Raw genomic sequence first — 20,170 nt, 5'->3', positions numbered from 1 at the left:
CATTCATTTGTTCATGACTCACAAACATTAACATTATATGAATGTTATAGTGATTCATCAAAGAGCGCCTTTAAAAGGCGCTCTTTTTTTATTTTCTCTTATCTACAAAAGGATTATTTTGTTTGGTTTTATAATGCTCTTTTCTCTCTTAGTAACTGAATGTTATTAATTACAACCGTATGAGCATTGCATTTTTCTTTTAACAGATCCATTAGATCCAGGAAATCTTTTCTACTATTTAGTTTCGAACGGCTATTGAATAAATACGTGCAATCCGCATTACCGTTTTTTTTGGTAATACTTATAAGAAATCAAATATTCAAATCTACGTGGCCTCATTTTCTTCTTCCTCTCCTGAATGAAACTCAATATTTTGTCAATACTGTAGATGGAGGAATTTTTATATACCCATTAATTCCTTCCTTTCTTTAAGGGTTGAGCAGTTAGCTTTTGCTAGCTGCTCTTTTATTTTTTATCACTTTTTTTATAAAGTGACATACTTTGTATTGAACACTTTTCAATACACCTTCATAAGGCCTGCTTAAATGTTTTAAATTCACTCCGAGAAAGAGCACTGTTCGAAGGTGCTCTTTTTTAATTTTACACATCCGAATATTCCTTAATATTTAACACATACTATATATGGGCGATAAGCCAGAACTCTTTTAACCGTCCATGTATTCCTTCACTTCTTATCTGTATCGAGCAGTTAGCTTTTGCTAGCTGCTCTTTTATTTGCGAACACTTTAGACAAGATTTCATATAATATATCCAGTCCGTTCTTATAACTTAAGCTCGTCAATTTCGTTATAAAAATAGCGTTATATCCTATAACTTTTTTCAGGAATCATACATATGTTATATATGAAAAAGTGACTCTGTTTTATAAAAAGGCGGTTGCGGAAACAACCGCCTTTTTATTTATGACAAAATGAAATTTTTATATTAATCTTCCTCAAGAACCGTAACAGTTAAGTAATTCCTAGCCTTCTTCCGCTTCGCTAACTTCCTTTGATAAGCTGGAGTTGTATAATAACGAACCGTTTCAGGAAGTACACCCATATGTTGAGCGCATTCCTTTGCAGTTCCAATACATACGAATGATTCACCTTTATAAACGACGTACTCCTTTAAGTTCATTTTTCATTCCTCGTTTCTACTAAAATGAAGTTTTTATTAAATACATAAAAAATTTTTCAACCTTCAACATACAGGATTTATGAATTAAATCTAGTAATATATAATTTATCTCCATGTAAAACTTTATCCTTAAATTTTTTTAAAAAGGCCTACCCTCACAACAAGCCTTTTTAAAAGGGGGTTTTACTAAAATGGCGTTTTTATATAAAAATTTTTCACCTTTTAATCAGACAAGCATATGTTATTGTATGGAAACACTCCATTCCATAAGTTCAAACCTTTTAAACTAGGAGCACACTTATATGTGTGCTCTCTTTTTTATTTATTTTCAAATAACGATTTGTAAAAAACTTCGTACCCTTAAGTCTGACAGCATATATTATTGTGTAGGGCACTCCACAGTCCATACGTTCAAACCTTTTAGTCTAGGAGCACACTAAAATGTGTGCTCCTTTTTATTTACTTTGAAATAGTGTTTTCATTAAAATAAATAAGTGTTCATCAAACAATTGCTTCTGTGACTATTTACTATAAATAATATATAGTTTCGTATGGTAACATTGAAAAAGGTATTCTATACTGTGGAATATACATTGGATAATAATATTGCAATGTATGATAGTAAGGCTGCATACTTTGTTGTACTTGCATCCCCTGTTGCGCTTGCATCTCTTGCTGTGCTTGTAGCGCTTGTAGCTGAGCTTGTATAGCTTGATGTACAGCCTGAATTGTACTTTGCGAAGGACCCTGCCCACCTACAGAACGCATTTGCGTTTCATTGTAAAAATAACCTTGAAACAATTTTATTCACTCCTTTGTAAATATCTTTATTTGTCATCTTTCATACTATGAATATCTATTTAAAGTTGATAATTGGTGAAACTTTATACCTTATTACTTCCTAACCTCTCTATTTAAATAAAGATTTTGTTTAAATCCCACTTGCCTCTTTTCTTTAATGACATGCTCCATAAATCCAAGTAAGGCATACAATATAAAAAATTTACTCGTGAAAATCTGATTACGATTTTTTAGATTTTCTATATCTCATAAGACATTCACCCACCTTACTAAGGGTGCATATAAAAATGCACTCTTTTTATTTGTTGTTACATAAGAATTTTGTAAAAAAATTAATAAATTCTCCAGCATTGTGCATTCTATACCTAAAAGGACTAATTATGAAAATTCTAAAATTCATCACCTTTACATTTGCCTGGATTATATATGCTGCATTTTTGTATGCCATATTCTTTTTATGATTATTTTTTATATACATAAGTTTAAGAATTATAAACTCTTTAATTTTCATCTTTCCAAAATAAGAATTTTGTTAAAAATTTAATTAAACTCTCCATCCTGGTGCATCCTATATCAAAAAGGAGCATTCATGAAAATTTTAAAATACATAGCCCTTACTATTGGATGGATTGCATTATTATCACTTTGGTATGTGATATTCTTTCCTTAACCCACAATTTGATTTGCACAGTATGCGTTTCTTTTATCGCACTATTTATTAGCAACAACATATACTTATACGGACTATAAAAAATACAAAATATAGTTCTTGGTCCAAGAGCACCGTTAGGGTAAATGGTGCTCTTTTCAATTCAAATAACTATTTTGTTATAAAGTCACTGCTTCTGCTGCAGGTTTGCTTTTCTCTAATTGTTCAATCGCCATTTGCAATCCTAACCAGTAACCAATTAAACGACGTGGCAACCTTTTGCCAAAGTTCCAAAGGTCTTCCAATGTGTCAGAATCTAATGAGCTGCTATGATAAACGTCACTTAACCAAAAATGGTAACCTTCCATAGATGAACTCTCATCAATTGCTGAAATAATACGATCATATACTTCCCGTCCGTCTTCTCTTGTTTCATTTATATCGTATTCCTTCCAATATTCATCAAGTTCACTTTTTGCCTTTTCTTCATCGAAGTTCCAACGTTCTTCACAAAAAGCCGTTAACTTTTCAGTGAAATACCCTAAATTGAATCCTTTAATATTTTCTAATGTTGCTGGACATGTAAGGTTATACACCGCTTCGCCAATATCACCTGAAATAAATACGTTATATCCTGCAAGAACAAATTTAGTACGATACATATTCGTTCCAGGCTTGCCCCAATAAATAACCTGTAATCCTTCTTCACCTTGAATTTCAGCTACATGATCTCCAAACCAATTCTCTCTAATATCTTTAGTTGCTTTTTCAACGTATTCCATTTTCCATTTCCCCCTTTTGTATTCAAATAACGCTTTTGTACTAAAATCACCAAAACGTTGGAAACTGTTCATCGATAACATCCACAACGAACTGTTTATTACGTTGCAACCAACTCTGAGCTTGTTTCAACGCTCCTCTTCTTTTCATAGCTCCCTTATCGATAAGAAATTGCTGATTGATTTTAATATTTGCTTCCTTGTAATAGTGATAATTAATGTGTACTTTGATTTCAAGTTGGTCTTTTTCATTTACAAACCTAACTGTTAAGTTCCCAATCTTTTTAAATCTCGCAATGTCTAAATGCATATTGACCACCTCCGTTTTTATACAAAATTCAAATTTTGTACCATTTAATTTACTTTTATTGTATTTATTTGGATATCCGTGATATTATTTATTTATAAAGTCCTTACGACTTTACCCTTATACAATGAGCCATGAGCCTTCACAACTCATGGCTCTTTTCATTACAAATCCTATATTCAAATTTGGTCTTAATATCCGTTATCCTGGCGCTGGTGGTTCACTTCATTCTTTTTGTAATAACCTTGTTCAATTTCTTCAAATGTGAATCCTAATTTCTTACCTAACCCTAAAAACGAATACAATAATTCTTCATAAAGCTCGATATCTTGGGTTGCACGAAATTCCGATATACCTTCATATACATTGTTGAATTGATTGACTAACGTACTTGCCGTATAGACGTTTGCATTATATTCTAATAATTTCAGGCTATATTCATTAGGATTAAATCCGATACCATTTCCTAATGAAGCTATAAAATGAAATCCATCTACATACTCCATTAAAATAACTTCTTTTTCACTAGGTCCTTTATTGCTCCAATGCTTAAAGCATCTTGTTTCATTTGCAAGTTCTCCAATTTCAACCTGTAAAGCAAGGATCATATTGTAAAATAAATTTTGTCCTTCCAATCCATGCTCCTTAATGATTCTTGTACCCAATACTTCTTGCATTCCGAATATTCTAGTTAAGTTCATTTTGATTTCCCCTTCCTATTTAGCAAATCCCTAATCCTATCGGACGATTTTCAATTAAATACTTATCAGCCTGATCTATTACAAGAAGTGCAACTTCCGCTTGGTGTCTCCTTAACGCTTTTGCCATATTTGGCAAGCTCATACCTTGACTCCACATTTCACGAAAACGTACTACATCTCTTTCATCCCAAATGAAGTTAGCTTCTTCTAAAGCGATGTATATTTTTAAACGTGATTCCTTCATCACTTCATGATTTCTTGCTACACTCATAAGCGAACCTACTTTCTTATAAAATAATTAATCTATCTTTTCATTAGAAGTAGTTTTGACATGGACACCTTTACCGTTCACCCAAATTACGACTTGCTCACCAAAACCGCTTTCTGGTGGGTTAAATGAAAGGATTTCACCATCCTTTACTACAAGGAGTTTATTACTTGTAACATCGATTTCTTTCTTCATATGTTCCTCTCCCTTTTTTCTCACTTCATGTACTCGACAACATCAGGTTTAAAGCCACTTCCTAAATAAACCCGTACCGGAATTATTTCTTTTTTATCCCTTGCTGCCTTACACAATTCTTCAGCTGTATCCCAATTAAAAAACTTATCTACAGCTCTTTGGAATCTCCAAATTGCTATTACATATTGTTCAAAGATGTCATAACGATCATCTTGTTTAGTTGTGCGTGGTAACTCATCCGTACACTTTGCGTTTTTTGGAACTTGAACACGTACATCTGCATATGTAGTACGTCCAGTTCCTTTCTTCACATTTGCTTTCATCACGTCGAATCCGCAAATAGATGGCTCTACTTCGAAAATATTTAGTTGTTTAGGCATGCTCCATCACATTCTTTTGAAGAAGATTCAACAGCTCACTTGCCCCTTCCTTACTCAAAACCATTCGGCCGCCTAACAATTCGATGTTGGATTCAGACACTTCGCCCGTTACAAAGCATGACTTTTCTTGTTTTTTCAAAATGATATTTTCTCCATCAACATGAAAGTCTAACGCTGTACCTTCAGCAATCCCCAAAGTTCTGCGTAACTCTACCGGAATTACTACACGACCTAACTCATCGACTTTTCTTACAACACCTGTATTCTTCATTATTAACTCCCCCTTAATTTGAAACTAAATCACGAAACATTTGTTCATTTTTTGTATCAAGTGCATAATCGATGAGTTGTTTTTTGATTAATCGGTCAATCTCGGCATGATCTTCTTCATTAAGATATGGCGTCAATGTACAATCATCTTCAACTACTGCCAGATATAACTTATTACTGTATTTCCCTGTGAAATTTATTTGAATGTAAATCGTGTCCTCTTCATTCTCATCAAAATGCTCAAATGCACTGAAACTACGCATGATAATTTCATCCCGTTTAAAAAATAAGAACTCGTTATCCCCTAAAGATTCTTCTGAAATTTTAATTGCATATGCATACGCCTTAGCATCTTCAACAAATTGAACACGTTTTGCGAAGCGTTCATATTTATTAAATGTGTATATAATTCGATACCCTTCATCACCTTTTGATAAGACGTTCCTTAACAGGAAATCCATGAAAGCCCGTTTTTTATCAAGCAATACATCTTTCACATACTCACCCTCCAAAAGTTTGTAATCTTTGTTTCGCAATTTCTCGACGATAACTTGTAGCTTCATTTTTTATTGTTAAACTTGTTTCAACCATACGATCATAAGAACGTTTACCTACTTGTTCTTGTAATTCTTTTGGCCGTAAATTACTTGTGTATAATGTAGGTAATTCCTTACGATATCGACCATCAATTACATTGAATAACTTTTCTTCTACCCATTCTGTTGTTTTTTCCGCACCGATATCATCTAAAATGAGTAGGTCGCATTCCAAAAGAGCTCGCATAATTTGCGTTTCATTTTCTTTGTTATCGTTGTTAAATGTACTTCGAATACGTTGTAATAACTCTGGTACACTTTGAAATACAACAATAAATCCTTGTTTTGAAAGCTCGTTTGCAATTGCTGCTGCTAAATGAGTTTTTCCATTACCTGGTTCGCCCCAAATCATGAGCGACTCTCCGTTCCATTTCTTAAATTCATTCACATATTTTTGTGCAATTTGCCCAGCGGTTACAGACCCTTCTCTTTCTCTAAACGCTTCAAATGTTGATTTCTTAAATCGTTCACCGAGATTACTGATACTAAACAACTTATCAATCTCACGCTTTTTAGCGAAATTTTGTGCTTCCCGAATTCTTGCTTCTTCTCTAGCTACCACACATTCACAAGTAGGAAACACTTTTCGCTTTATCTTCAACTCTGGTACTTCTACAGGAACAGCAAGTATAAATGTTTTACAATCGGGACATTCATAACCTTCTTCCTTATCATCACAAGCCGATGTATTCAAAATCCTCGTCATCACCTGATTTAGAGCTTCCATGATTCGAACCCCCTTTAATTGTTCCTTTTCTTATTTTTTTAGAATTCTGCTGTCTTTTGTATTCTTCTTCTGCTGCATTAACATCAGCTAAAGTACGAATGTTTTTATTAACCCACTGTTTCAAAATGCCCTCAGCATAATTCCATTTCTTCTGCTGTTTCAAAGAACGCTCCATAGCTGCTTGTACAAGTTCTTCGTTAGTATCATTTACCCATTGTGAAATACTTTCGGCTATGAATGAATTTAAAATACCGAAATTATTTTCGTAGAAAGAGAAGATGCTACTACTACTTTGTATATTAGTATTTTGTTTATTAGTACTTAGTTCTTTAGTACTTAGTAGCGTTGGATTTTCCATAAATGGAACTTCCATTTGTGGTTTTTCCACTTGTGGATTCTCCATATGTGGATTCTCCACTTGTGGAACTTCATAAATAATCGTCTCCCAGTTAGTTATCTTTCCCTTTTCGTTTTTTACAGGAAACCTTCTAACATAACCGAATTTTTTTAGTTCTTTCATTCCTACCCTTAAACTATCAATTCCATCTTTCGCATGAGTAGATATTTCCTCCATGTAAAACACCCAATCATCTGGTAACGATAAAATGTAAGCCAATATCCCTTTTGCTTTCCAACTTAAACGTTCATCTCGAAGACCAGTATTATTAATGGTTGTGTAATTTTTACTTTTATTAACTCGAAATGTTGCCATTTATTTACCTCCTTGTACAAACCGCCACATATGCTTGTCCACTTTTGATAATTCGTTGAATTTCATAATGCGGATAACCAGCCTTGAAATACTGTTCAATCATTTGCTTTAATTCATCCTTGCTCTCTGCTAAGTTCCAGAATTTATTAGGTAATAGCACTTGATATTCGATTAAACGCATGTACTATTTCCCTACTTTCCGTGGTATACTTATAACAAATCATTTTTCTTAAAGGACCCACTGCCATGGGTCTTTTTGTTTTCTTTTACATCACTCCAGGCCCATTGTTTTATTGGCTCATAAGTGATGTATCCTAACCAAGCACTGCATGCGATAAACATTGCGAATATCGCTAACGATGTTGTGTCTTCCACTAAATCACCTCCTTTTGTGCTTCAAGCCAAGCTTCTAAATCCTTTTGCAAGAAGAGTAATTTACGTCCTTCTCTAATCACTGGAAAATGTGAGTGATTTGCTAATTCATACATTCTACAAACTGCGATATTGAGGTAAGCCGCTGCTTCTTTCACCCTCATTACTTTGTTTGGTTGCGATTGTTGTTGGAACTGCGCTAATGCAGCTTGTATCTCCTCACGGACAACTTCGCGGATTGATTCTTTAATGATTTGATCTAATCCCATTTCGCTTTGCTCCTTCCGAAATTGTATTAATGATGGCTAATCATACTAACCTTGGTCGCAATGCATTTATGTATGATATCGCCTCATTAAAATCTTTTTGTAAAATGTTGCAATAACTATTTACAGCAAATGCTGATTCCCCTCCATAAAAATAAACTCACTTACTGAATGTTGCACAACTTGTAATCGATTCATTTTTCCCCTCCCACAAATTAACTACAGGTTAACTTATTTTTTTAAAAAAACGACAACCTATAGTTAACTTTGTTCTAACAATTCATCAGTTGCCACATTATATAACGTTGATAGTTTACCTAATTTTTCTAAACTCGGTTGCCTTTTTCCTTGTTCCATATAACAATAACCACTTTTAGAACAACTTAGATATTCAGCTACAACTTGTTGTGTGTAACCGAGTGATATCCTTAATTCTTTCACGCGTTCTACATTAAGTTTTGTCATTAGCATCACCCTTGTTTCTTTCGATGTCTTCATAATACCAACTTGTTAACTACAAGTCAACAAGTTTACGCAAAAAAAATCTTTTTTAAAAATCCAAGTTGTCTCAGAGTCAACTTTTCTGTTATATTTTATATATCAGGTAATACTAAGGTAATATAAAGGGGATCGTTATGGAGAATATAATTGGGAAAAGAATAAAAGAGATAAGAATGTCGCTCGGGTATACGCAGCAACAATTTGCAGATAGCGTGGATATTAGTAAACCGATGGTATCTTATATCGAATCAGGTAAAAAGACTCCATCTAGGGAAACTGTTTCAAAAATTTCTAATTTAGCAAACATATCAACTGACTACATTATGGGTTTATCAGATAATAAAACTAGCGAAAAACCTTCAGCATCAGATGTTATGTTAGAACTAAAGTATTATATAGATCGAGTAGAAACATTCGATAATGAAACAAAGGAATTTGCTATTAAAAAAATAAAAGCATTAATTTCTGGATTAGACATAGAAGGCAATGAATAGTAAGGATGATTGATAGCTATCGCTAACAATCATCCTTTTTTCTTTAGCATAACCATTTCACATTCATCTAAAATACTATCGATCTTCTTCAACATTAAAGCCGCTGACTCATCTCCTTTTTTAGCCATGTCAATTAACAATTGAATACCTTGTTTGCATTCTTCCATTTTAAATCCCCCATCCTTTTCCCTTATAACAATTTGTGAATCATTCACAAAGTTTCGGTTTCTTTGTTTTTAGATAAAAACCGAACACCCCTTAAAAGCACGAAATGCGACCATCCTTTTTAGGACGATCGCATTTCTATTGATTATATAGTAGAACCTTAAAGGCCGCCTCCGCCTGGTTCGTTTGAATACAAGATAATATTCTCATAACTCGCTGCCTCTTGTTTTGTCTCTTCAACTTTTTTATCTACTGAGAAAACAAACAATCCAGCGATTGCTAAGATTGGTAAAAACATTAATATCTTTTTCAATAAATTCACCTCTTTCTATAAAGATAATTATACCATTTTTTTAAAAATCGCCCAAGTATAATTTAGGTAAATTTGCATAAAAAAGACTCTTCTTTTGCAAGAACATCATATAGGATTTTTCTAGTAACGACTTATCATTTCTAGCTAATCCCATATAGCACGTTTGGAATTCGTTTAGTGCTCCGTTTTCTTTTTCAATCTCTAATAAATACATTTCTGCTTTTTCTTTGTTTCCTTTTTGCAATTCTAAATATACATGTCCATCCTTGTCTAATCCAGAATACACATCTTCTATGTCCCGATAATGATGAATTTTCAAAAAAATCAACGTACTCTTAATTCTTCCCTTTTTTCTCTCAACATCTTTATCGCCTGTAAACATTTCATCATTTAATACCGATAAGCTTTTTTCTAAGAACATTTTTGCCTTTGAATAATCTTCAAATATATATGATTCTCCCATATTGTAATAAGAGTTTGCCTTTTGTATAAAAAAGCCGTTGTTTACATCACACATGTTTAACAATTGATTGCATGTCAATCTAGCTTGTTTCACTTCGTTTTGCATCATATATGTGACAATCAAAACTTCTTTTATTCTGACTAAAAAACTATTATAAATAAATTTATTCTTTATTTCTTTTACGTTTTCTTCAGCAATACTAATACGTTTAAACATTTTTTTGTATTCTTTCGTTTGATACAACGTTTGACATAAAAGGATATCAATTAGTACTTTCATTTCCCATGATGAAACATCACTTTTGCACTCTTCTAATTCATCATAAAAATCCTCTGGGCTATATTCTTCTACATCTTTACAGTGTTTAAAGACAATTTCATATACCTTCGCGAATTCTTGGTTAATTTCAGTAGTAGAACTTTTCTCAATATCAGTTATCATTTTCAAAGAATCAAATTCTCTTCGGAATGCAGCGTATTCTAGCGCTTCTCTTCTATTCTCAGGTTTTGCGTATATTAAGTAATCTGATATCATGACATCTTTTAATGCAACATAGGGCTTCTTGTGGATCTTCATAATTATTTTAATTAAATAATTAAAACTCATTTCTGTTTTTCCGTTCAAAATACTAGATACTGTACTTTTAGCAATTCCTAAATAAGAAGCTAATTCATTGTTTGTAATTTTTAATGCAAATAAATCATCATTTATTTTTCTTAATAAATCCGTCATTACCTGGTCTTTTTCACTAGTTACTAGAATATTATCCACTATTTTGTCCTCCTTGTTGGACAAAAAGACACGTTACCCTAGATTTCTTACATTTGCAGGAAAACGTGCCATTATATCTAGGTTGTGTGTTATAATTATGTATGAGACTTATGACAAATGTTTTCCCTACTCACATTAGGGAGGACGGTGTGAGAGTGCGGCCAACACTACTTACACAGTCATGGGTCTTTTTTTACGTCCATTTATTTTATTATTTTCATAATATCACATTTTTTCCAAAATTCAGTCGTGTGATTATCAGAAAAATGTTGAGAAAGTTTCAAAAGCGTTACAAACCAACATTTTTCAAGTGACATAGAATTATAAAATTCTTATATATAAGATGCAAAGAACTTTCATAAATATTTTACTACACATTCGAACTTTAGTTCTATTTATTTTTATTTAGTTTCAAAATTAATCATAAATAAAAGTAAATGTCACATAATTAATCGTTTTATTCAAATGTATACCATTAGCTTTACTTGTTCGCTTATAATTGTCACAGATAAAAAAGGTGGTGAACAATCATTGCTTAGCGAACGTCTGGTATATTTTCGTAGAAAGAATAAGTTAACTCAGAATGATGTAGCTTACCATTTAAATGTTGTCCGTTCAACATATACAAATTGGGAAGCTGGACGATCTGAACCAGATATCTCAACTTTAATTAAGATTTGCGATTTGTATAACATCAGTATTGATAATTTAGTTGGCAGAGAATATCGTATGCCAACACAATTCGAAGTGATATTAGATCAAATATCTGATTTAGAAACTGAACCCCAAAAAAAAGCATTAAATCTTTTAGTTGAGTACACCTACTTGGTAAAAAAATATTTCATATAATCGTTGCGCTTCCCAGTTTTACCTATAATAACTTTTAAAACATTATATCAACTAACTTTGTAAAATGAAATACTAGCGTTGCAGCGATTGTTATTTCAAATTGAAGATACATATGTTTGATTTCATAATAAAAGAAATCATTTCCATTTTCAAATTGTAAAATTTTCTTCTTTTTACAATTTGAGCAAGAGGGCTAATGCTCTCTTTTTTTCTACAATAAAAAAAAACCGTTAGGCTCCTCCTATGTATACTATATACCTGTTCCCGGGTCTAATTCTGCCCTCCAGCCACCAGGATCAGTTACTTTATGCCCGCCTGGATCAGTTGTGAATTGTCTCATAGTCTTACTTCCCCCTTTATCTAATTCCATTAATATTTTACTATTATTTAACAATGGATGACAATCATATCCTATAACTGAATTTGTTCAAATATGGTAGAATATATCCATCGCTGATATGTCCAAACATGTAATTTCATAGCAGCAAAATTACAACTAGACTTCTACAACATCATTCAAAACAAAATTAAGGAGTGTTTTAAGTGAAAGGACATATTCGAAAAAGAGGAACTAAGTACTGTATCGTTATTGATATAGGTCCTGATCCAGAGACAGGAAAAAGAAGACAAAAGTGGTTTTCTGGGTATACGACAAAAAAAGAAGCACAGGCTGATGTAGCAAAAAAAATTACGGAGTTGAATGAAGGAAATTTTGTGGAGCCGTCTAAGCTCACTTTAAAAGATTATTTGATTCAGTGGTTAGAAATTAAAAAGATGAGTGTAGAAAAGAGTAGCCTTTCTAGATATCGGTCCAATATAAACAAACATATTATACCTAGTATAGGCATGATTCCACTTCATAAATTAAATGTAATGCACATACAAAAATGTTATCAATCTGCGCTGAATAATGGCCTAGCAAACAACACTATACTCTTTCTGCATCGAACCCTAAAAGCAGCTATAAATCTAGCTGTAAAACAAAATATTATTTCTAAAAATCCAGCTACTTTTGCAGTGATACCCAAAAAAGAAAAAAGCTCCATCCAGACTTGGACAGAGGAAGAAGTAAAACAGTTTTTATTACATTCACAAGAATCACAATATCATATTGGATATCTTCTTGCAATAACTACAGGCATGCGTTTGGGAGAAGTTCTTGGGTTACGTTGGCAAGATGTTGATTTCAATAACCATACAGTTACAATTAACCAAACAGTAGGCCATGATAATTTAATTAAACAAAGTGCTAAAACTAATTCTTCAAAGCGTACAATCCCTATTCCTTTAGAAGTAATTGAAGAATTAAAAAAGTGCAAGCTACAAATAAATAAAGATAAATTACGAATCGGTCCAGCCTATCATGATTTAGATTTAATCATTTGTAACAAATTAGGGAAAGTCACAATAAGAACAACTTTTACTAGACACTTTTATAGGATAATTAAAAATGCTGGGATTAGAAAAATTAAATTTCATGATACAAGACATACACACGCAACCCTTTTATTAAAACAAGGGGTTCATCCAAAAGTTGTTAGTGAGCGTTTGGGGCATACTGATATCTCTTTAACTTTAAGGGTGTATTCTCATGTCTTACCAAATATGCAGGAAGATGCGGTAAAAACATTCGCAAAAAGTATATTTTGATACTAATGTTTGCAAAATGTTTGCAAATCCCTTTAAAAATGATTAAAAACGTTGATTTAAAGGGGTTTGTAAGATAAGTGTTTCAGAACAGTAAGATCTGATGCAATCTCTGTAAACCCTTGATTCCGAATCATCACTTGTCTCATTGCGTCAGCGCCGTATGTGAGTGGAAATACTTTCCCTAACATTTGTAGCCACTTGTTCATAGATTCCAATGGAAACAATCCAGAAAAGAAGATTTGTGGCACAATAACAAGCGGTATAAATTGAATCATTTGAAATTCATTATTTGCGTATGCCGATAAAAACGTACCTAATGTTAGTGCAGTTAAAGAGAGCATACATGTAATAAGTAGCGTTAGCCATATGGAGCCAGCTACGTATAAATCTAAAATATAAACGGAAAAGCTTACGATAATAATGGATTGTATAAAGGCAAAGATTCCAAAACCAATAATATAACCTGCGACTATTTCCCATCTTCTTACTGGGGTGGATAATAACCTTTCTAGCGTACCACTTAAACGTTCTCTTACGAAAGATACACCTGATAATATAAATACAAAGAAAAATGTAAAGAAACCAATTAATACAGGACCAAGCCCATCAAACATCGTAAAGTCTTTAGAGCCATGTAAATAATTTACTTCAGATTTCATAATCGATACATCATTCTTCTCTGTGCTTTTTTGCAATACTTGAAGTACAGCACGATTTTTTGACGAATCACTACCTTCCAACAGAAGTTTCATTTTTCCATTCTCTATACGAAATACTGCATCTACCTTTTGTTTTTCCAACTCAGAAATCGCCTTTTCCTTACTGTATTCATAAATTGACGCTTCTTGATTTTTCATCATTTTTACTATTTGAGCAGACATATCAACAACAGCAATTTGCGGTATATAGTCTTTCTGTGTAAACACTAGTGACAAAAGCCAAAGTAATAACATCGGTGCTCCAAACATCATTGCTAACGAACGCTTATCTCGAAAAAATTGACGAATAATACGTATAATTACACCAGTAACTCTCATGATGGCACCACCTCTTCCAACAAAAAGACATCTTCAATCCGTCCAGATGACACGCGTTTTTTCAATTCTTCAGTTGTTCCAACCGCAACTAGTTTCCCTTCTCTAATTAATCCTAGACGCTCACAAAATTCAGCTTCATCCATAATGTGCGTCGTTACAATAATCGTTGTGCCTTTCTTTTTAAGATCATAAAATTTTTCCCAAATCGTTTTCCTAAGAAGCGGATCTATCCCCACTGTAGGCTCATCTAAAATTAATATTTCTGGTTCATGGAGGAGTGCTATTGCTAATGATAAGCGTTTTTTCATTCCACCTGAAAATTGTTGTACTTGCTTTTTCATATACTGTGACAATTGTACAAGTTCAAAAACCTCTGCAATTCTTGTCTTTTTACTTTTTCCCTTTAATCCATACATCGTTGCTATAAAATCTGCATTTTCATATGCTGACAATTCTTCATATAATGCATCCGCCTGGGCCATATAACCAATTCGTTTCATTTCATTTAAATTAGGCATATTAGTATTATTAACAAGCACTTCACCTTTCGTTGCCTCATTAATACCTGCAATCATTTTAATGAGCGTTGTTTTCCCCGATCCAGAAGGTCCAACAAAACCAAAAATCTCTGCTTTTTCAACTTGCAATGAAAGATTGTGTAACACTTCTTTTTTCCCAAAACTTTTTGATACAGTCCGTAAAATAATTGAAGGTTGTTGCACGTTTCATCCTCCTTTTCCAATAAAATGAGTGAGTACTCACTTTTATTTTACCCTTGCTTAATTATATGTCAAACTTCATTGATTAGTATGTATGTTCAATCAACGATATTAAACAATGAAACAGAGTCGACATTAGAATTTCATTTCCTAAAGTCGACTCTGTTTCATTTAAACTATAAATTTCACTTTACGTTTTTAAATTCATATACTTCCGAATTCTAGCAACGTCTAAAGAATATTCAATAACTAATTGCTGTAACGGTAAAATAACTGTGTCAGGATATAAATGGGCATATTGTAATGTTTCTGCATATTTTTCTAACCTTTTTTCTAAATATTTTATTATTTGATCAGGATGACTTACTAATAAACATTTACAATAATAATGTATTTGTTCCTCAATCGCCGTGTATTCTTCAATTTCATATTCTTTATGCATGTGTACACCCCTTTAAGTTTTTTACATGAATTACTTATCACAATTTTCACTCGACAAATTTTAAGTTTTTTGATTATTTACACTATAACAAACACTCAGGGTCAAATTTTGTTACTTTATGTAACGTAGAAAATTTTTAACAAAATTGTAATGTTAACTCCTGCAAAATACATAAAGCCCCTTTACTCATTATTGTATAAAAAAGTCGTACAGCTTAATTTAGCTGCACGACTACAATCTCTGGCCTATTCAAAATTCTTTGCGGAATGATACTATTTCCTAATCCTCTACTCACTACCATTGATGTATTTTGTTCTACATATAAACCTGCTGTATATTTAGGTAAAACACCTTGATTTGGCGCAACTAATCCACCGATAAATGGCAATCTAACTTGCCCTCCATGAGCATGTCCCGATAAAACCAAATCCAACCTCTCATTCGTATATTCCTTTATAAATTCAGGCCGATGGGATAATAATACATTATATTTATCTGGCTGCATTTCAATTTTCGCTTTTTTAATTTCATCTATTATAATATTTCCTTCATCACGGTTTCCAGTAACAAACTCTGGATCATCAATACCTAGCAAGTTTATTTCTTGCTCACCCTTTCGAATGCCTACATGTTCATTCCTTAAAACATTGACATCATATTTCTTCAACTCTTTTTCTAAATTGTTATACTTTCCAGACCATTGTTCATGGTTTCCTGTCACATAATATACAGGATACTTCTTTACAATTTCTCGTATTAATTGCATACTAACTTCTGCATCGTATGATTTACTGTCAATTAAATCACCCGTAATCGCAATAATATCTGGGTCTATACTTTTTATTTTTTGAATTAACACATCTTGATTATCGCCAAATTTTTTATTGTGTAAGTCTGAAATTTGTAGAATTTTATACCCTTTAAAAGAGGATGGTATTTTACTAGAGGTTATTTTAACCTCAGTTATACTTATTAAATTGTTCTGTAAATATAAAAAGATTGTAAAACCTACTAATATACAAATAATCATTACGATTCTATTAATCTTTTTTTTCATATTTTCTCCTTTATATTCTCATCAAACACTTCTATATGCTAACTGAATTATATTATACTTTCTTGAAATTTATTTAAATTAATAAAATAATACAGTACATAAAATTTCATATGAGATACGTCATATATATTCGTTATATTTTTACTTTTACCTTTTTAATAATAAGAACACAAAAACGACTCTTATCACACGAAAAGAGTCGTTTTCTAACTTTATACTTTTAATACTTTTATGTTAAAAATGCGAAAACTAAAATACTATTACCTAAGAGCCTTAACTATAACTTCAGTTGCATCTGCAATGAGTTGATTATCATAGGTAGCCTCTTTCTCATCTTTACTAGATAAAATTGCGATGATAATTGGTGCTCTATTTGGAGGCCAAACGATAGCAATATCATTTCTTGTCCCGTAACTACCAGCACCTGATTTATCTCCAACTACCCAGTCAGTTGGTACGCCTGCACGAATAAGTTTGTCCCCTGTAGCATTTCCTTTCATCCACTCTGTAAGAATTTTACGTTTTTCAGCTGGAAGTGCATTTCCGACCGTAAAAGCTTTAAGATTCGTAGCAATAGCTTTCGCTGTACTAGTGTCACGAATGTCTCCTGGAATAGCTTCGTTTAATTCTGTTTCAAAGCGATCAGACATAGTAATCCGATCCCCCATATGCCTAAGCGCTTTTTCATATCCTTTCGGTCCGCCTATTTTATTAAATAAAATGTTCCCTGCAGTATTATCACTTGAACGAACAGCAGCCTCAGCAATTTCTCCTAGTTTCATTCCAGTATCTACATGTTTCTCTGTAACAGGTGAATAATCCACTAAGTCTTCTTTCGTAAATGTGATTACTTCATTTAATGTATCAATTGAGTTTTGCTGTAGTAATACTCCTGCAGCTAAAGCCTTGTAGGTTGATGCGAAGGCAAATCTTTCGTTAGGTCGATAAGAGATTGTTTGATTTGTACCAGTATCAATCGCATATACACCTAATCGAGCATCAAATTTTTTCTCAAGTTGAGAGAACTCTTTATGCGTCGCCTGATTTTTATGTTTCACTTGTCCAGTCTTTTCTTTCGCTTCAACTTGCAGTGCCCCTCCTGTAAAAGCTTCTAGGCTTGTAATACTTAAACCTAATATACCAACGCATATTCCTATTTTTAGCATCCTCTTATTTTTCAAAATCATCATTCCTTCCAAATTTTTAGCACCTTTTTATACGTACACATAATAGACAATCACCGAACCAAATTTGTTCCATAAACTAAAAAAATTATAGCTAGTATGAGAGTTATTAACAAAATAAGAGATAGTAGCTACGACGCCTCTATCTCTTATTTCATATTTCATTTTTTTACTTATAAATGGCTTTATATGAACAGGGTCTTTCCCTGAGAAAAGTACTCTAATTTTGCTTAGAACTACCTGTACTAGTAGCTTCACCATGTATGCGTTGCTGTTTTAAATCAAAGTATACATCTAATACTTCCTTTCCGATTATAGAATTAATTCCATTTTTATCATCATGAAGCCATGGAACTACTACGGAAAATGCTACTTCTGGATTATCATATGGAGCATATCCAACTAACGTTAAGTTGTAACATTCCATACGTTCTCCTTTTGCATTTCTACCAATCGGGTCATCTCCACCATATACAGTTTGGGCTGTTCCTGTCTTTCCTGCTGGTTTATATGGCGCGTTTTTGAAATATTTCACGCCAGTTCCATCACCTTCTTGGAATACCCATCTAAACCCTTCTTTTATCCGATCAATATGTTCTTTCTTCATATCAATTCGATTTAATACGACAGGCTCTATGGAACGTATAACTTTGCCAACCTCTTCTTTTATTGATTGTTCTCGTATTTCTTGTACAATTTGAGGTTGCATTCTATAACCACCATTCGCAATCGTTGAAATATATTGCGCTAATTGCAACGGCGTATACGTATCATACTGACCGATAGAAAAATCTAGTAAAAACCCAGGTTGACTATCTACTTTTCTCGTTTGTCCAATTATTTCATTCGGTAAATCAATACCTGTTGGGACACCTAAACCAAATTGCTTGAAATAATAGCGCATCGTATCAAATGCTCCTTGTTTAATATCCAATGAGCCATTTGGTACGTAATTAACTCCCGCAATTTTTAAAGCTGTCTGGAACATGTATACATTCGAAGATACTTGTAAAGCCCGTAAATCATTAATATTACCAAATCCGGATACATTCCACGATTTCTTAGCTTGTGTACCTTTAAATTTCATCGGCGCGTCATAAAATTGATCTCCTGGATGTATTGCGCCTGTCTCATATCCAGTTAATAAAGTGGCACCTTTTACAGCTGACCCTAGCTCATACGAAGTTGTCATGTTTCCTAATGCCAAATCCTCAACTTCTATTTTCCCTTCTTTTTCTACAATCTTTTTGCCTGCCATTGATAAAATTTGTCCGTTATTTGGATTAGTCATGACAACAAAAGCTCGATCGAGCAGTGGCTCTGAACTCTTAAAAGCTCTCAAGTTTTTCTCTATACTTTCTTCCACTTTCTTTTGTAATTCCATATCAATCGTTAATGTTAAACTATTACCACTTTTTCCTTTAGAGATTATTTCTGTGCTAACAATGTTTCCTGATTTATCAGTAATATTTTTCACTTCTTCTTTTGTGCCGTGTAATACATCTTCATATCGTTGTTCAATATAACTTTTTCCAACACGATCATTACGGTTATATCCACGTACTAAATAAGAATCTAAATTTTCTTTCGGTAATCCTTCTTCACTACTCGTAATATTTCCTAATACAGAACGAAATAAATTACCGTTTACATAATTACGTTCCCAATCAACAGTTGCATCTACTCCTGGAAAATTCGCAAGATTTTCGCTTATCCGCGCATACTCTTCATCTGTTACATCTTTTTTAATGATTTGTGGTGTTAGTTGATAACCTGAACTCATTTTACTTTTAATAGCTAACACCTTTAAATCTTGTGCTGTTAATTCTGCTAATTCTACCTCTGTAACACGACCTCGTCTTAAGTCTTCTATTTTTTTATCTAACTCTTTTCCCTCTATACCCTTTTCTTTAAACTTTTCTATATCTTTCTTAGTAATCTTTGTCTCCGCACGTTTCGAATTCAACTGCATCCAAAAATCTTTTTTATCGATATCTGTTAATTTATTTATATCTTGTTCAGGCATTTCAAGTACTTTCGCCAAGTCTTTTGCTGTTTTTAAAATATCTTCACTCGTAATTCCCTTCACCCTTGTATACGTAATTGTGCGAAGAGATTTATTATTAACAACTGTTTTCCCTTCTCGATCTAAAATTTGTCCACGTGGAACTGGAATACTAGTTATTGCATTTTGACTACTTTCCACTTGGTTCTTATAAGCCTCTCCCTCAACGATTTGTACCTTTCCTAGCTGCATAATAATAGCTGAGAATAGTACAAATATGCAAAGGAACATTATATTTAATCGAATAGATATATATGTCTTCTGCTTCTTGCCTTTTTGTTCTTTCATAAATCCTCC

28 protein-coding genes are annotated in these 20,170 nt (G+C 32.9%); 3 read left to right on the top strand and 25 right to left on the bottom strand.

The features are described 5' to 3' along the window. Positions 1-945: 945 nt before the first annotated feature. From MR160_RS20200 to MR160_RS20125, 16 genes are all read right to left on the bottom strand, one after another. A complete protein-coding gene (locus tag MR160_RS20200; RefSeq protein ID WP_098400109.1) occupies positions 946-1,140 on the bottom strand; it encodes a hypothetical protein in 195 nt (64 codons plus the stop codon). 528 nt (positions 1,141-1,668) lie between these two features. Further along, positions 1,669-1,941 carry a hypothetical protein gene (locus tag MR160_RS20195; RefSeq protein WP_242297923.1) on the bottom strand — a complete coding sequence of 91 codons (273 nt, stop codon included), beginning with the start codon at positions 1,939-1,941 and terminating at the stop codon, positions 1,669-1,671. A gap of 828 nt (positions 1,942-2,769) precedes the next feature. After that, positions 2,770-3,372 (bottom strand): hypothetical protein, encoded by a 603-nt coding sequence (locus tag MR160_RS20190; RefSeq protein ID WP_242297922.1) that lies wholly within the window; start codon positions 3,370-3,372, stop codon positions 2,770-2,772. A 46-nt stretch (positions 3,373-3,418) separates the two neighbouring features. Further along, positions 3,419-3,679, bottom strand: coding sequence for a hypothetical protein (locus MR160_RS20185; protein ID WP_000549862.1), 261 nt, complete (start codon positions 3,677-3,679; stop codon positions 3,419-3,421). A 188-nt stretch (positions 3,680-3,867) separates the two neighbouring features. Further along, positions 3,868-4,377: a dUTP diphosphatase gene (locus MR160_RS20180; RefSeq protein WP_242297921.1), complete on the bottom strand. Its 510-nt coding sequence runs from the start codon at positions 4,375-4,377 to the stop codon at positions 3,868-3,870. Positions 4,378-4,396: 19 nt separating this feature from the next. After that, positions 4,397-4,648: a helix-turn-helix domain containing protein gene (locus MR160_RS20175; protein ID WP_144514505.1), complete on the bottom strand. Its 252-nt coding sequence runs from the start codon at positions 4,646-4,648 to the stop codon at positions 4,397-4,399. Between the two features lie 27 nt (positions 4,649-4,675). After that, a complete protein-coding gene (locus tag MR160_RS20170; RefSeq protein ID WP_050842983.1) occupies positions 4,676-4,840 on the bottom strand; it encodes a DUF3954 domain-containing protein in 165 nt (54 codons plus the stop codon). A 20-nt stretch (positions 4,841-4,860) separates the two neighbouring features. Beyond that, complete coding sequence (locus MR160_RS20165) at positions 4,861-5,220, bottom strand: cell division protein SepF (protein WP_242297920.1); 360 nt, start codon at positions 5,218-5,220, stop codon at positions 4,861-4,863. Then, on the bottom strand, positions 5,213-5,491 hold the full coding sequence (locus MR160_RS20160) for an AbrB/MazE/SpoVT family DNA-binding domain-containing protein (RefSeq protein WP_242297919.1): 279 nt from the start codon (positions 5,489-5,491) through the stop codon (positions 5,213-5,215). Before MR160_RS20160 ends, MR160_RS20165 begins: the two co-directional genes overlap by 8 nt. 13 nt (positions 5,492-5,504) lie before the next feature. After that, complete coding sequence (locus MR160_RS20155) at positions 5,505-5,987, bottom strand: YpiB family protein (protein ID WP_144514508.1); 483 nt, start codon at positions 5,985-5,987, stop codon at positions 5,505-5,507. Between the two features lie 4 nt (positions 5,988-5,991). Further along, positions 5,992-6,813: an ATP-binding protein gene (locus MR160_RS20150; protein ID WP_481746735.1), complete on the bottom strand. Its 822-nt coding sequence runs from the start codon at positions 6,811-6,813 to the stop codon at positions 5,992-5,994. Further along, positions 6,761-7,525, bottom strand: coding sequence for a DnaD domain-containing protein (locus MR160_RS20145; RefSeq protein ID WP_242297917.1), 765 nt, complete (start codon positions 7,523-7,525; stop codon positions 6,761-6,763). Before MR160_RS20145 ends, MR160_RS20150 begins: the two co-directional genes overlap by 53 nt. 4 nt (positions 7,526-7,529) lie before the next feature. Further along, positions 7,530-7,706: a hypothetical protein gene (locus MR160_RS20140; protein ID WP_242297915.1), complete on the bottom strand. Its 177-nt coding sequence runs from the start codon at positions 7,704-7,706 to the stop codon at positions 7,530-7,532. A 29-nt stretch (positions 7,707-7,735) separates the two neighbouring features. After that, positions 7,736-7,900 carry a hypothetical protein gene (locus MR160_RS20135; protein ID WP_242297913.1) on the bottom strand — a complete coding sequence of 55 codons (165 nt, stop codon included), beginning with the start codon at positions 7,898-7,900 and terminating at the stop codon, positions 7,736-7,738. Next, positions 7,900-8,166, bottom strand: coding sequence for a helix-turn-helix domain-containing protein (locus MR160_RS20130; RefSeq protein ID WP_242297911.1), 267 nt, complete (start codon positions 8,164-8,166; stop codon positions 7,900-7,902). Before MR160_RS20130 ends, MR160_RS20135 begins: the two co-directional genes overlap by 1 nt. 258 nt (positions 8,167-8,424) lie before the next feature. Continuing rightward, positions 8,425-8,628 carry a helix-turn-helix domain-containing protein gene (locus MR160_RS20125; RefSeq protein ID WP_242297909.1) on the bottom strand — a complete coding sequence of 68 codons (204 nt, stop codon included), beginning with the start codon at positions 8,626-8,628 and terminating at the stop codon, positions 8,425-8,427. A 170-nt stretch (positions 8,629-8,798) separates the two neighbouring features. Between MR160_RS20125 and MR160_RS20120 the strand changes: the two genes are divergently transcribed. Continuing rightward, positions 8,799-9,158, top strand: coding sequence for a helix-turn-helix domain-containing protein (locus MR160_RS20120; RefSeq protein ID WP_242297907.1), 360 nt, complete (start codon positions 8,799-8,801; stop codon positions 9,156-9,158). Between the two features lie 29 nt (positions 9,159-9,187). Here the strand turns inward: MR160_RS20120 and MR160_RS20115 are convergent, their stop codons facing one another. The 3 genes from MR160_RS20115 to MR160_RS20105 form a co-directional block, all read right to left on the bottom strand. Continuing rightward, entirely contained in the window at positions 9,188-9,325 is a 138-nt protein-coding gene (locus tag MR160_RS20115) for a hypothetical protein (RefSeq protein ID WP_242297905.1), read from the bottom strand. A gap of 158 nt (positions 9,326-9,483) precedes the next feature. Continuing rightward, the gene (locus MR160_RS20110) at positions 9,484-9,636 is read right to left on the bottom strand and encodes a hypothetical protein (RefSeq protein ID WP_242297903.1); all 153 of its coding nucleotides are present in this window, start codon (positions 9,634-9,636) and stop codon (positions 9,484-9,486) included. 40 nt (positions 9,637-9,676) lie between these two features. Beyond that, positions 9,677-10,870, bottom strand: coding sequence for an AimR family lysis-lysogeny pheromone receptor (locus MR160_RS20105; RefSeq protein ID WP_242297901.1), 1,194 nt, complete (start codon positions 10,868-10,870; stop codon positions 9,677-9,679). A gap of 531 nt (positions 10,871-11,401) precedes the next feature. On the opposite strand from MR160_RS20105, the gene MR160_RS20100 reads away from it, so the two are divergent. After that, the gene (locus MR160_RS20100; RefSeq protein WP_242297899.1) at positions 11,402-11,719 is read left to right on the top strand and encodes a helix-turn-helix domain-containing protein; all 318 of its coding nucleotides are present in this window, start codon (positions 11,402-11,404) and stop codon (positions 11,717-11,719) included. Positions 11,720-12,262: 543 nt separating this feature from the next. After that, positions 12,263-13,369 carry a site-specific integrase gene (locus MR160_RS20095; RefSeq protein ID WP_242297897.1) on the top strand — a complete coding sequence of 369 codons (1,107 nt, stop codon included), beginning with the start codon at positions 12,263-12,265 and terminating at the stop codon, positions 13,367-13,369. 56 nt (positions 13,370-13,425) lie between these two features. Here MR160_RS20095 and MR160_RS20090 read toward each other — a convergent pair whose 3' ends face one another. From MR160_RS20090 to MR160_RS20065, 6 genes are all read right to left on the bottom strand, one after another. After that, positions 13,426-14,406 (bottom strand): ABC transporter permease, encoded by a 981-nt coding sequence (locus tag MR160_RS20090; RefSeq protein ID WP_346670364.1) that lies wholly within the window; start codon positions 14,404-14,406, stop codon positions 13,426-13,428. Beyond that, positions 14,403-15,128 (bottom strand): ABC transporter ATP-binding protein, encoded by a 726-nt coding sequence (locus MR160_RS20085; protein ID WP_001187074.1) that lies wholly within the window; start codon positions 15,126-15,128, stop codon positions 14,403-14,405. The genes MR160_RS20090 and MR160_RS20085 overlap by 4 nt, the downstream gene beginning before the upstream one ends. Positions 15,129-15,315: 187 nt before the next feature. Next, a complete protein-coding gene (locus MR160_RS20080; protein WP_000548621.1) occupies positions 15,316-15,567 on the bottom strand; it encodes a hypothetical protein in 252 nt (83 codons plus the stop codon). Between the two features lie 214 nt (positions 15,568-15,781). Further along, positions 15,782-16,624: a metallophosphoesterase gene (locus MR160_RS20075; protein ID WP_242297895.1), complete on the bottom strand. Its 843-nt coding sequence runs from the start codon at positions 16,622-16,624 to the stop codon at positions 15,782-15,784. A 260-nt stretch (positions 16,625-16,884) separates the two neighbouring features. Further along, on the bottom strand, positions 16,885-17,811 hold the full coding sequence (gene bla / locus MR160_RS20070) for a class A beta-lactamase Bla1 (RefSeq protein ID WP_142307867.1): 927 nt from the start codon (positions 17,809-17,811) through the stop codon (positions 16,885-16,887). A gap of 217 nt (positions 17,812-18,028) precedes the next feature. Further along, entirely contained in the window at positions 18,029-20,161 is a 2,133-nt protein-coding gene (locus tag MR160_RS20065; protein ID WP_000662990.1) for a peptidoglycan D,D-transpeptidase FtsI family protein, read from the bottom strand. Positions 20,162-20,170: the final 9 nt, after the last annotated feature.

This window comes from Bacillus cereus group sp. BfR-BA-01382 (assembly GCF_022663475.1).
Taxonomy (GTDB): domain Bacteria; phylum Bacillota; class Bacilli; order Bacillales; family Bacillaceae_G; genus Bacillus_A; species Bacillus_A thuringiensis_S.
The sequence above is the reverse complement of the archived record's forward strand: the minus strand, read 5'-3'. Positions and strand labels throughout refer to the sequence as shown.

Bases quoted from the DNA above. Each gene is read 5' to 3' on its own strand.
- MR160_RS20200 (WP_098400109.1), bottom strand. From the start codon at position 1,140: ATGAACTTAAAGGAGTACGTCGTTTATAAAGGTGAATCATTCGTATGT.
- MR160_RS20190 (WP_242297922.1), bottom strand. From the start codon at position 3,372: ATGGAATACGTTGAAAAAGCAACTAAAGATATTAGAGAGAATTGGTTT.
- MR160_RS20185 (WP_000549862.1), bottom strand. From the start codon at position 3,679: ATGCATTTAGACATTGCGAGATTTAAAAAGATTGGGAACTTAACAGTT.
- MR160_RS20180 (WP_242297921.1), bottom strand. From the start codon at position 4,377: ATGAACTTAACTAGAATATTCGGAATGCAAGAAGTATTGGGTACAAGA.
- MR160_RS20175 (WP_144514505.1), bottom strand. From the start codon at position 4,648: ATGAGTGTAGCAAGAAATCATGAAGTGATGAAGGAATCACGTTTAAAA.
- MR160_RS20170 (WP_050842983.1), bottom strand. From the start codon at position 4,840: ATGAAGAAAGAAATCGATGTTACAAGTAATAAACTCCTTGTAGTAAAG.
- MR160_RS20165 (WP_242297920.1), bottom strand. From the start codon at position 5,220: ATGCCTAAACAACTAAATATTTTCGAAGTAGAGCCATCTATTTGCGGA.
- MR160_RS20160 (WP_242297919.1), bottom strand. From the start codon at position 5,491: ATGAAGAATACAGGTGTTGTAAGAAAAGTCGATGAGTTAGGTCGTGTA.
- MR160_RS20150 (WP_481746735.1), bottom strand. From the start codon at position 6,813: ATGGAAGCTCTAAATCAGGTGATGACGAGGATTTTGAATACATCGGCT.
- MR160_RS20145 (WP_242297917.1), bottom strand. From the start codon at position 7,525: ATGGCAACATTTCGAGTTAATAAAAGTAAAAATTACACAACCATTAAT.
- MR160_RS20140 (WP_242297915.1), bottom strand. From the start codon at position 7,706: ATGCGTTTAATCGAATATCAAGTGCTATTACCTAATAAATTCTGGAAC.
- MR160_RS20130 (WP_242297911.1), bottom strand. From the start codon at position 8,166: ATGGGATTAGATCAAATCATTAAAGAATCAATCCGCGAAGTTGTCCGT.
- MR160_RS20125 (WP_242297909.1), bottom strand. From the start codon at position 8,628: ATGACAAAACTTAATGTAGAACGCGTGAAAGAATTAAGGATATCACTC.
- MR160_RS20120 (WP_242297907.1), top strand. From the start codon at position 8,799: ATGGAGAATATAATTGGGAAAAGAATAAAAGAGATAAGAATGTCGCTC.
- MR160_RS20115 (WP_242297905.1), bottom strand. From the start codon at position 9,325: ATGGAAGAATGCAAACAAGGTATTCAATTGTTAATTGACATGGCTAAA.
- MR160_RS20090 (WP_346670364.1), bottom strand. From the start codon at position 14,406: ATGAGAGTTACTGGTGTAATTATACGTATTATTCGTCAATTTTTTCGA.
- MR160_RS20080 (WP_000548621.1), bottom strand. From the start codon at position 15,567: ATGCATAAAGAATATGAAATTGAAGAATACACGGCGATTGAGGAACAA.
- MR160_RS20075 (WP_242297895.1), bottom strand. From the start codon at position 16,624: ATGAAAAAAAAGATTAATAGAATCGTAATGATTATTTGTATATTAGTA.
- bla (WP_142307867.1), bottom strand. From the start codon at position 17,811: ATGATTTTGAAAAATAAGAGGATGCTAAAAATAGGAATATGCGTTGGT.
- MR160_RS20065 (WP_000662990.1), bottom strand. From the start codon at position 20,161: ATGAAAGAACAAAAAGGCAAGAAGCAGAAGACATATATATCTATTCGA.